Source organism: Streptomyces sp. NPDC057638, from assembly GCF_042800315.1.
Lineage (GTDB): Bacteria > Actinomycetota > Actinomycetes > Streptomycetales > Streptomycetaceae > Streptomyces.
On the sequence record NZ_JBHVHF010000336.1, the window covers coordinates 1 to 7,803 of the forward strand.

Here is a 7,803-nt window from a genome sequence, read left to right on the forward strand (position 1 = left end):
CCCCGGGCCGGGCGCCACCCGTCCCCGGGTGGTCACCGGACGGGTCCTGCGCACCCGGCGGGGCGGGGTCTCCCTGCGGATCCAGGGACGCGTCCTGGCCGTCTCGGCCCTGCTGGTCGCCGTCCTCGTGCTCGTCATGGGCATCAGCCTGACCACCGGGGACTTCGCCCTCTCCGTCTCCGAGGTCGTCGGGGCGCTCACCGGCAACGGCAATCCCGGCGCCGACTTCATCGTCAACACCCTGCGGATGCCCCGCCTGGTGACCGCCCTGTGCGTCGGCGCGGCGCTCGCGGTCAGCGGCGCCATCCTCCAGAGCCTGACCGGCAACTCCCTCGGCAGCCCCGACGTCATCGGCTTCACCAACGGGTCCGCGGTCGGCGCGCTCATCGTCATCACCGTGCTGCACGGCAGCATGACCCAGATCGCGCTCGGCGCCCTCATCGGCGGGCTCGCCACCGCGGGGGCGATCTACCTGCTGATGATCGGGCGCGGGATGCAGGGGTTCCGGCTGGTCGTCATCGGTATCGGTGTCAGCGCCCTGCTGCTCGCGGTCAACTCGTACCTGATCACCCGGGCCACCTTCCAGGAGGCGCTGGAGGCCCAGGCATGGCTCATCGGCAGCCTCAACAACCGGGGCTGGAGCCAGGCCAACGCCATCGCCATCGGGGTCGCGGTCCTGCTGCCCGTCGCCTTCGTCCTGGCGCGGCGGCTGTCGATGGTGGAGATGGGCGACCTCACCGCGACCGCGCTGGGCGTCAACGTGGCCCGTACCCGTACCGTCCTGCTCATCGTCAGCGTCGCCCTCGCCGCCCTCGCCACGGCGGTCACCGGCCCCATCTGGTTCATCGCCCTGGCCGCGCCCCAGATCGCCCGCAGGGTGACCGGTGCCTCCGGCCCCGCGCTCCTGCCCACCGCGCTGATGGGCGCGGCCCTGCTGACCACGAGCGACCTCCTCGTCCAGCGCCTCTTCTCCCCCACCCTCCTGCCGGTGGGCACGGCCACCGGCACCATCGGCGGGCTGTACCTCATCTGGCTGCTGGTCACCGAGTCCCGAAAGAGTCGAGCATGACTGCCACACACACCACGGCGACCGCGGCGACCGCGGCAAACACAGCGCCCCGGCTGCGCGCCGAGAACCTGACGCTCTCCTACGACCAGCGGACGGTGGCCACCGGCCTCGGCGTCGACATCCCCGACCACTCGTTCACGGTCATCCTCGGGCCGAACGCGTGCGGCAAGTCCACCCTGCTCAAGACGCTCGCCCGGATGCTCAAGCCCACCACGGGCACGGTCTACCTCGACGGCGCCGCCATCGCCTCCTACCGTTCCCGCGACGTCGCCCTGCGGCTCGGGCTGCTGCCCCAGTCCTCCACCGCGCCCGGCGGGATCACCGTCGGCGACCTGGTGGCGCGTGGACGCTACCCCCACCAGCGGCTGCTCAAGCAGTGGTCCGCCGAGGACGAGGCCGCCGTGACCGGCGCGATGACCCAGACCGGGGTGCTCGAACTCGCCGACCGTCCCGTCGACGACCTCTCCGGCGGACAGCGCCAGCGGGTCTGGCTCGCCATGGTGCTGGCGCAGCAGACACCGATCCTGCTGCTCGACGAGCCCACCACCTATCTGGACATCGCCCACCAGGTCGAGGTCCTCGACCTCTGCGCCGAACTCCACGCGCGCGAAGGGCACACCGTGGTCGCCGTGCTGCACGACCTCAACCAGGCGTGCCGGTACGCGACGCACCTGATCGTGATGAAGCCCGGGGGAGTGGTGGCGGCGGAGGGGGATCCGGCGAGCGTGATGACGGCGGAGCTGGTGCGGGACGTGTTCGGACTGGCGTGCCGGATCATCCCCGACCCCGAGACGGGCACGCCCCTCATGGTCCCCGCGGCCCCCAGGCGCCGCTAGCCCTCTGGACCCGCCCTCGTCCCCACCACAGGCCCCTCCCGGCGAACCTCCAACGCGCCCCCACCGCTGCGGACCCCCGGCCCTGTGCGGGCCCGGGGATCCCCCCCCGTTGTGGGCAGGCATCCCCACCCGTGTGGGCATCTGTTCCGCCAAGGGCGGAACGGGTGGGCACACGGGAACCCCCTGCCGGGTAGGCGTCCCCACTCGCCCAGCCCCGAACCCGGCCCCACCCGGCAACGCAACCCGCGCCCCCGCGTACGGGACTCCGCTGAGGGCCGCACCTCGTGTACGTACCCCGTGGGGTCGCGCCCTGGTGCGGGGGGCTGTCCGGCAGGGGCTGGGGGCGAGGGGGCCCGGTGTCCGGGTGGTGGGCTTGTGCCCACCCTCCCCCAGCCTTCGGCAGGGGGACCCCCATCGCCCGGGCGGAACCCGTGCCCACAAGCGGTGTGGGCCCGCCTCGCAGGGCCCCGGGCGACACGGCCCGGGCCCGGGTGGTCGGCACAAGAGGGTGGACCCGGCGCGTGGGCGGGCCGGGAGGGCCCGTGGGGTGGCAAGGGGCGGGCCCGTGACGCGTGGCGCGCACGGGAGGGGGCGGGGCGCGCACCCCGGCGCGCCCTCCCGGCCGGCCGACCAGTAAGGTCGCACGCCCGTGCGCCGACGCGGGCGAGTCCACGCAGATGCCGTGCCCGGCAGGGGCGAAGTGGACCAAGATACTTAGGTAAGGCTAACCTAAGCTAGTTGTCGGTGGAGGTGACACGGCGATGAGCCGTCCTCCATCACACGGGGGACCCGAGGAAGAGGAAGACCTTGATCACGGCCACGCCGCGCACTGCCCCACCGCTGCCGCGCACAGCGACCGCGCCGCCCACCATCCGCCCCGCCACCCCGCGGGACGCCGCCGCCCTCGCCGCCCTGTCGGCGCCGTTCGCCCGCTCGGGCGCGCTGCGCGAACGCCCGGTCGCGCTCTACGCGGCGCACGCGTCGGACTTCCTCGTCGCGGAGGGCCCCGACGGCACGCTGGAGGGCTGTCTGGGCCTGCGGGCGCACCCGGCCGCCCCGGACGGTGGCCGTGGCCCCGCGGGGGTGCTCTACAACTTCTGTGTCGCACGGCACCGGCAGGGGAGCGGGCTGGGGGCCCGGCTGCTGCGTGCCGCGCTGGCGCGGGCGCGGGAGCGGTCCCTGGACGGCCTGTTCACGGCGACGACCGGCGGTGGCGATCTCTTCCTGCGGTACGGGTTCGGGCCCGCGAGCGAAAGCGCGGCGCCGCCCGCCTGGGCCGGTTCCCTGGACCCGCGCCGTAACGCGCGGATCCTCGCCCGAGCCCTGTGAGCGACGGCCTGTCCGACGGACCGGGCCGGGTCGGGGAACGGAGCCCGAGGGCACCCCACCTGAGCCGCGCCCGGGGGGAGCCAGGTCGCATGAGCCCGGCAGGATCCCTCAGCCAGGCCCTGAACCCCCAAGTGCCCCCACCCAGCCCACAGGGCGGGGTCCACCAGCCAGAACCGGCCGATGGACCCCGCCCTCACCTATGCGTCAGCCGTAGCCGCGCCCCGGCGCCCGTCAGCTGTCCAGCAGCGACGGCAGCGCCGCCAGCAGCCCGTCCACCTCGCCCTCGGAGATGGTCAGCGCCGGAGCCAGCCGCAGGATCTCCGGCCCGGCGGCGTTGAGCAGGAAGCCCGCCTCCTGAGCCGTCTGCCGCACCCGCGCGGCGCCCGGGTCGGTGAGCTGGATGCCGAGCAGCAGGCCCGCGCCGCGCACCTCGCGCACCCGGGGGTGACGCAGTTCCTCCACGCCGTCCCGCAGCCGTGCCCCGACCCGCTTCACCCGGGTGAGCAGTCCGTCGGACTCGATGGTCTCCAGGACGGCGAGTCCCGCCGCGCACGCGACCGGGTTGCCGCCGAAGGTCGAGCCGTGCTGTCCGGGGGTGAGCAGTTCGGCGGCGGTGCCGAACGCCACGGTCGCGCCGATCGGGAGCCCGCCTCCCAGCCCCTTGGCCAGGGTCACCACATCGGGGTCGGCGCCTTCCGCCGCCTGGTGCGCGAACCAGTGGCCGGTGCGTCCGATGCCCGTCTGTACCTCGTCCAGGACGAGGAGGCCGCCCTTGGCCCGGGTGATCTCCCGGGCGGCCCGGAGGTATCCCTCGGGGGCGGGGACCACGCCCGCCTCGCCCTGCACCGGCTCCAGGACGACCGCGGCCGTCTCCTCGGTGACCGCGGCCCGCAGGGCCGTCACGTCCCCGTACGGGACATGGGTCACCTCGCCCGGCAGCGGAAGGAAGGGCCACTGTTTGGCGGGCTGCCCGGTGAGGGCGAGCGCCCCCATGGTGCGTCCGTGGAAGCCGCCGCGCGCGGCGACGATCTGGGGGCGGCCCGTCCGCCGGGCGATCTTGAAGGCCGCCTCCACCGCCTCCGTACCGGAGTTGGCGAAGAACACCCGCCCCCGCCGTCGTCCCAGCAGTCCCAGGAGGCGCTCCGCGAGGGCGATGGGCGGTTCGGCGGCGAACAGGTTGGAGACATGGCCGAGCCGGGCGACCTGCGCTGAGACGGCCGCCACCACGGCGGGATGGGCGTGCCCGAGGGTGTTGACGGCGATGCCGCCGGTGAAGTCCGTGTACGCGCGGCCCGATTCGTCCCACACCGTGCTGCCCTCACCCCGGACCAGGGCCAGGGGAGGGGTGCCGTAGGTGTCCATCAGCGAGGTGCGCCAGCGGTCCACCAGCGGGGTCGTGTCGGTGGCGCTCACACCACACCGTCCTTGTCGTCTGCGTCGTCTGCGTCGTCTGCGTCGTCTGCGTTGTGTGTGTCGTGTGTGTCGTGTGCGCCGACGGGGCTGTCCGCGCCGACGGGGCCGTTGTCGAGCCCGCCACCGGGAACGTCCGCCGCTCCCGTACCGGCACGGCACGCGGCATCCGCCGGTCCCGTACCGTCGTCGTCCCCGGGTACCACCGTCGTCCCAGGGCTCTTCTCGGCCAGTACGCCGCGCACCAGCGCGTGCGGTACCCGGCCGTCCAGCACCTGGGCCCGCCGCACCCCGCCGCGTACGGCGCGCAGACAGCCCTCCATCTTCGGCAGCATGCCGCTGGCCAGGTGCGGAAGCAGTTCGTCCAGTTCGTCGGCGGTCAGCCGCTCGACGACCTCGGTGCTGTGCGGCCAGTCCGCGTACAGCCCCTCCACATCGGTGAGCACCACCAGCCGCTCGGCGCCCAGGGCGACGGCCAGCGCGGACGCCGCCAGATCGGCGTTGACGTTGTAGACCTCGCCGTCCGTGCCGCGTGCCACGGGGGAGACCACGGGGATGCGCCCCTCGTCCAGGAGCGTGCGTACCGTCGACGGGTTCACCTCGACGACCTCACCGACCAGGCCGATGTCCACCGGGCGCCCGTCCACGCGCGCGGAGCGCCGGACGGCGGTCATCGTATGGGCGTCCTCGCCGGTCAGACCGACGGCGAACGGCCCATGGGCATTGATCTCGCCGACCAGCTCCCGCTGCACCCGGCCCGTCAGCACCATGCGCACCACGTCCATGGTCTCGGGCGTGGTCACCCGCAGGCCCGCCTCGAAGCGCGTCTCCAGACCGAGCCGGTCGAGCATCGCGCTGATCTGCGGCCCGCCGCCGTGGACGACGACCGGGCGCAGGCCCGCGTACCAGAGTTCCACCACATCCTGGGCGAACGTCCGCTGGAGCGACGCGTCGACCATGGCGTTGCCACCGAACTTGACGACGACCACGCTGCCCCGCAGCTCCTCCGGCCAGGGCAGTGAGCCGGTGGCCGGATCCCGTTCCGGGTCCGGGTCCGCGTCGGCCTCCGTGGCCGGGGAGCGCGTCTGGCCCACCTGATCGCTGACGACCGCTCTCATCTCCGCCTCCACCCCGCTCACGAGCTGTACGCGCTGTTCTCGTGGACGTACTCGGCGGTGAGGTCATTGGTCCAGATGGTCGCCGACTCCTCGCCGGAGCGCAGATCCACCGTGACCGTCACCTCGCGCCCCGACAGATCGACCTTCTCCCGGTCCTCCCCGGCCGCGCCGTCCCGGCAGACCCAGACGCCGTTGATCGCCACGTCCAGCCGGTCGGGGTCGAAGACGGCGTCGGTCGTCCCGATCGCCGACAGCACCCGGCCCCAGTTGGGGTCCTCGCCGTGCAGCGCGCACTTGAGGAGGTTGTTGCGGGCCACCGAGCGGCCCACGGTCACCGCGTCATGCTCCGAGTCGGCCCCGGTGATCCGTACCTCGATCTCCTTGGACGCGCCCTCGGCGTCCGCGATCAGCTGGCGCGCCAGATCATGGCAGACCGCGTGCACGGCCTCCGCGAAGGCGGCGGGGAACGGCGTCACACCCGAGGTGCCCGAGGCGAGCAGCAGCACGGTGTCGTTGGTCGACATACAGCCGTCCGAGTCCACCCGGTCGAAGGTGGTCCGTACCGCCTGCCGCAGCGCCGCGTCCAGCACCTGACCGCTGACGTCGGCGTCCGTGGTGAGGACCACGAGCATGGTGGCCAGGCCGGGCGCGAGCATGCCCGCGCCCTTCGCCATGCCGCCGACCGTCCAGCCGGGGCCGGACGCCACGGCCGTCTTGTGTACCGAGTCGGTCGTCTTGATCGCGACGGCCGCGTCCTCGCCGCCGTCGGCGCTCAGCCCGGCCGCGGCCGTGGTGATGCCCGTGGTGACCCGGTCCATGGGCAGGGTGACACCGATCAGGCCGGTGGAGCACACCGCGACCTCCTCGGCCGCCACACCCACCGCGAGCGCGGTGGCCTCGGCCATCGCGCGGGTGTCCGCCTCGCCCACCCGGCCGGTGCACGCGTTGGCCCCGCCCGAGTTGAGGACGACGGCGGCCAGGCTCTGGTCCGCCAGCACCCGCCGGGACCAGCGGACGGGCGCGGCCTGGACCCGGTTGGAGGTGAAGACGCCCGCGGCGGCCCGCGACGGTCCGCGGTTCACCACCAGGGCCAGGTCCCGGTCGCCGGATTCCTTGATCCCGGCGGGGACCCCGCTCGCGAGGAATCCCTGGGCAGCGGTCACGCTCACGGAGCCACTCCATTCATGGGCAGGCCCATTCCTTCGGGCAGGCCGAGGGCGATGTTCATGCTCTGCACCGCGCCACCGGCGGTGCCCTTCGTCAGATTGTCGATCGCGCTCACACAGATCAGCCGGTGCGCGACGGGGTCCACGGTCAGCTGCACCTGGACCGTGTTGGAGCCGAGGACGGCGGCCGTCGTCGGCCACCGCCCCTCGTCCAGCAGCCGGACGAACGGCTCGTCGCCGTAGGCCCCTTCGTACGCGGCGCGCGCCGCCTTGGCCGCGGCCTCGGGGGTGATCCCGGGGCGCAGCCGTGCCGAACACGTGGCGAGGATGCCCCGCGGCATGGGCGCCAGCGTCGGGGTGAAGGACACGGTGATCCGCTCACCCGCGGCCTCGGACAGGTTCTGCGCGATCTCGGGCGTGTGCCGGTGACCGCCGCCGACGCCGTACGGAGTCATCGAGCCCATCACCTCGGAGCCCAGCAGGTGCGGCTTGGCCGCCTTGCCCGCGCCGGAGGTGCCACTGGCGGCGACCACGACGGCCTCCGGCTCCACGAGCCCGGCCCGGAAGGCCGGATGGAGCGCGAGCGTCACCGCCGTGGGATAGCAGCCGGGCATGGCGATCCGGGTGGCGCCCTTCAACACCTCCCGCGCGCCGGGGAGTTCCGGCAGCCCGTAGGGCCAGGTGCCGGGGTGCGGGGAGCCGTAGAACCGCTCCCAGTCGGCGGGGTCCCGCAGCCGGAAGTCCGCCCCGCAGTCCACCACGAGGGTGTCGGGCTCCAACCGCTGTGCCAGCGCGGCGGACTGGCCGTGGGGCAGGGCCAGGAACACCACGTCGTGGTCGCGCAATCGTTGCGCCGACGAGTCCTCCAGTACCCC

The 7,803-nt window shown here is 73.8% G+C and carries 6 protein-coding genes and 1 pseudogene; 3 read left to right on the plus strand and 4 right to left on the minus strand.

Translation table 11 applies throughout. The features are described 5' to 3' along the window. The 3 genes from ACFVIM_RS30025 to ACFVIM_RS30035 form a co-directional block, all read left to right on the plus strand. On the plus strand, positions 1 to 1,069 hold a 1,069-nt coding region (locus ACFVIM_RS30025; protein WP_384307888.1), incomplete at its 5' end, for a FecCD family ABC transporter permease. Further along, a complete protein-coding gene (locus tag ACFVIM_RS30030) occupies positions 1,066 to 1,905 on the plus strand; it encodes an ABC transporter ATP-binding protein (protein ID WP_384307891.1) in 840 nt (279 codons plus the stop codon). The genes ACFVIM_RS30025 and ACFVIM_RS30030, both read left to right, overlap by 4 nt. 807 nt (positions 1,906 to 2,712) lie before the next feature. After that, positions 2,713 to 3,234, plus strand: a complete 522-nt coding sequence (locus tag ACFVIM_RS30035) for a GNAT family N-acetyltransferase (protein ID WP_384307894.1) — start codon at positions 2,713 to 2,715, stop codon at positions 3,232 to 3,234. Positions 3,235 to 3,465: 231 nt separating this feature from the next. On the opposite strand, the gene ACFVIM_RS30040 is transcribed toward ACFVIM_RS30035, so the two are convergent. The 4 genes and pseudogenes from ACFVIM_RS30040 to argC form a co-directional block, all read right to left on the minus strand. Next, entirely contained in the window at positions 3,466 to 4,647 is a 1,182-nt protein-coding gene (locus tag ACFVIM_RS30040; RefSeq protein WP_384307897.1) for an acetylornithine transaminase, read from the minus strand. Positions 4,648 to 4,817: 170 nt separating this feature from the next. Next, positions 4,818 to 5,762: pseudogene (argB, locus tag ACFVIM_RS30045) on the minus strand (acetylglutamate kinase); the annotation flags it as partial. A 17-nt stretch (positions 5,763 to 5,779) separates the two neighbouring features. Then, a complete protein-coding gene (argJ, locus tag ACFVIM_RS30050; RefSeq protein WP_384307900.1) occupies positions 5,780 to 6,931 on the minus strand; it encodes a bifunctional glutamate N-acetyltransferase/amino-acid acetyltransferase ArgJ in 1,152 nt (383 codons plus the stop codon). Beyond that, a partial coding sequence (gene argC / locus ACFVIM_RS30055; RefSeq protein ID WP_384307903.1) for an N-acetyl-gamma-glutamyl-phosphate reductase occupies positions 6,928 to 7,803 on the minus strand: 876 nt, incomplete at its 5' end. The genes argC and argJ, both read right to left, overlap by 4 nt.